The organism is Intrasporangium sp. (genome assembly GCF_032907665.1).
Lineage (GTDB): Bacteria > Actinomycetota > Actinomycetes > Actinomycetales > Dermatophilaceae > Intrasporangium.
The window spans coordinates 1-2,945 of record NZ_JAJJPG010000243.1; the positions used below are offsets into that span (position 1 = coordinate 1).

Below are 2,945 nucleotides of genomic sequence, written 5' to 3' on the forward strand. Positions count from 1 at the left end.
AACCCCTGACCTTCTCATTGCGAACGAGACGCGCTACCAACTGCGCCACAGCCCCTTGATGCGACAGGAACTTTAACACCACGCGGGCCGCGACATGAAACCCAGCCGTGCCGACCCGCGGCGGGGCCACCTCGAGATCGCTGGCCTCCCGAGGTGATCGCGGCCCGGGACGGTGACCAGGCGCCACCGCCGCGCCCGGACCGCTCAGACCCAGCTCGGGAACCACATCCGCTGCGACCACTCCTGCTGGGGGATGACGTCGGCGACGTAGATGGGGTGGAAGAAGGCGAAGAGCCCGATCGTCAGCAGGACGAAGGCCCCCACGACCCCGAGTCCGACTCGTCGCCTCGCCACCGAGGCGTCGCGGCCACCCATGATGAGACCGAGGACGTAGACGCACGCCAGCACGATCCACGGGACGAAGGCGACCTCGTAGAACGAGTAGATGGTCCGGTCGGCGAGGAAGAACCACGGCAGGTACCCGGCTGCGATGCCGGACAGCACGGCCCCGGCCCGCCAGTCGCGCCGCAGTGCCCACCTGAAGAGCAGGACGAAGATCGCGATGGTCGCGCCCCACCAGACCGAGACGGTGCCGATGGACGTGATCGCCTTGCTGCACTGGTCGACGAGGCAGCCGTCCTCGCCCTTGACCGGGCCCTCGTAGAAGAAGGACGTCGGGCGGCCCTGGATGAGCCAGGACCAGGGGCTCGTCTGGTACGGATGCGGCGAGTTGATCGAGGCGCTCGACTCGAACATCTGCTGGTGGTAGGCCCAGAGCGAGCGCCACCAGTCGGGCAGCATCCCGCCGAGCCCGCCGGAGGGACGGGTCTGCGCCCAGTCGCGGAAGGAGCCGCCACGGGTGAGGATCCACCCCGTCCAGCTGGCGACATAGGTGACTGCGGCGGTCCCGACGAGCTGGAGCGCGGCGTAGAAGCCGTCCTTGACGACCCAGGCGACGTACCAGCCCCGCACCCCCGCGGCACGCCGTGCCCCCATGTCCCAGATCACGGTGAGCAGTCCGAAGCCGACGAGGAAGTACAGGCCGGACCACTTGACGCCGGCGGCGAGCCCGAGCATCACGCCGGCGACCCAGCGCCACGGTCGCCAGCCGATCCACGGTCCGAGGAAGGAGAGCTCGGCCCGGGGGATGCCGGCGACCTTGGCCGCGAGGACCTCTCGCGCCTTGTCGCGGTCGATGAGCAGCGCCCCGAACGCCGCGAGCCCGAAGAACATGACGAAGATGTCGAGCAGCCCGGTGCGCGAGTGGACGAAGTGGTGGCCCTCGAAGGCGAGCAGCGCGGCGGCGACGGCGCCGAGCAGGTCGGAGCGGAAGAGCCGCCGCGCGATGAGGCCGACCATGAGGATCGACAGGGTCCCCGCGAGCGCGACCGCGAAGCGCCACCCGAACGAGTTGAGGATGCCGAAGGGGATCTCCCCGAGTCCGATGAGCCACTTGCCGACCGGCGGGTGGACGACGAAGTCGCCCTCGGTGCCCCAGACGAACGGGTCGTTGGCGGTGAAGTGCTGGTCGACCTGCTTGGCCTGCTCGAGGATCGGGTCGACCTTCATCTCGTAGCCGAACAGGACCATCGACCAGCCCTGCTTGACGTAGTAGGTCTCGTCGAAGATGAGCTGGTGGGGTGCCCCGACGTGCCAGAACCGCATGATCCCGCCGACCACGGTGAAGAACAGGGGCCCCAGCCAGCCCAGCGTCAGCAGCGCGCCGAACCGTCGGCGGGGCACCTCGCGGAAGTCGTCCTCCGGTTTCCCGAGCAGGCGTGAGCGCACTGCCGGGGCGGAGTTCATGGGCGACATCGTATGCAGTCCCCGTGGGTGCCCCGCGAACCCCGCCATGCCGTATGCCGCTGGGCTCGCTCACCCGCGTTCGTGACCTCCCAGCCCTCCCCGCTCAGACTCCCGCCCAGACCTGCCCGACCTCCCTCGGTCGAACTCGACTGTGCAGAACCGGCCGCCGAGCCCGGTCAGAGGGTGATGCCGCGGGCCTTGAGGATCGAGTAGCCGACGAAGGCGACGATGTCGAGCAGGGCGTGGCACACGACGAGGGGCATCACCCTGCGCGTCCGGGCATAGACGTAGCCGAGGATGAGACCCATGACGAGGTTGCCGATGAACCCGCCGAAGCCCTGGTAGAGGTGGTAGGTCCCGCGGATGAGGGCGGAGACGCCGATGACGACCGGCCAGGACCAGTCCAGCTGCCGCCAGCGGGTGAAGAGGTAGCCGACCATGACGACCTCCTCGATGAGCGCGTTGCCGATCGCGGCGAGTGTGAGGACCGGTGCGGACCACCACACGTCGGTGAGGTTGGCGGCAGAGACGTTCGTGTTGATGCCGATCGCCTTGGCGAGGAAGTAGAACCCGAGTCCGGGCAGACCGATGAGGGCCGCGAGGCCGACGCCGCGGATGAGGTCCCGCAGTGGCTCGGTCCGGTCGAAGCCGATGAACCGCGCCGCCCCCGCCGTCAGCGACGGCCGGTGGACGCGCGCGAGCAGGAAGAGGGCGAGGAAGACGGGGACGACCTGCAGGACCACCCCGGTGAGCTGGTAGGCGAGGTCGAGCCAGGGCCGGTCCGGCGTGGCCGACTGGTTCATCGCCGTCGTCTGCTCACGCAACGGCGTCGGCCGGGTGAGCTTCTCGATGATCGAGAGCACCGACCAGATCGCCGATGCGCCGAGGCTCACGCCGAGCAGCAGCACCGTCTCCCGGCCCAGCGTCCGCCGCGCGGCTGACCCGGCCACGGGCAGTGGGTCGTGTGCGCTGGGACCGAGCCCAGCGGCATACGGCAGGAAGCTGCGCGGCATGGCGTTCACTGTACTTTCGGAGCCGACGTACGCTCGGTCCATGTCGCTCCTTGCCGACTGGACCACGGGCGAGCACGTCGCCGACGGGATCAGTCATGACACCTACCGGCGGGGGAGCGGACCCGG

General features: G+C 69.4%; 2 protein-coding genes. Both read right to left on the reverse strand.

The window, feature by feature from the left end:
- Positions 1–204 precede the first annotated feature (204 nt).
- Positions 205–1,806 carry a dolichyl-phosphate-mannose--protein mannosyltransferase gene (locus tag LOY02_RS18895; RefSeq protein WP_317183909.1) on the reverse strand — a complete coding sequence of 534 codons (1,602 nt, stop codon included), beginning with the start codon at positions 1,804–1,806 and terminating at the stop codon, positions 205–207.
- A 176-nt stretch (positions 1,807–1,982) separates the two neighbouring features.
- A complete protein-coding gene (locus LOY02_RS18900; RefSeq protein ID WP_317183910.1) occupies positions 1,983–2,819 on the reverse strand; it encodes a CPBP family intramembrane glutamic endopeptidase in 837 nt (278 codons plus the stop codon).
- Between the last annotated feature and the right edge of the window lie 126 nt (positions 2,820–2,945).

Coding starts and splice junctions, on each gene's coding strand:
- LOY02_RS18900 (WP_317183910.1), bottom strand. CDS start 2,819: ATGCCGCGCAGCTTCCTGCCGTATGCCGCTGGGCTCGGTCCCAGCGCA.
- LOY02_RS18895 (WP_317183909.1), bottom strand. CDS start 1,806: ATGAACTCCGCCCCGGCAGTGCGCTCACGCCTGCTCGGGAAACCGGAG.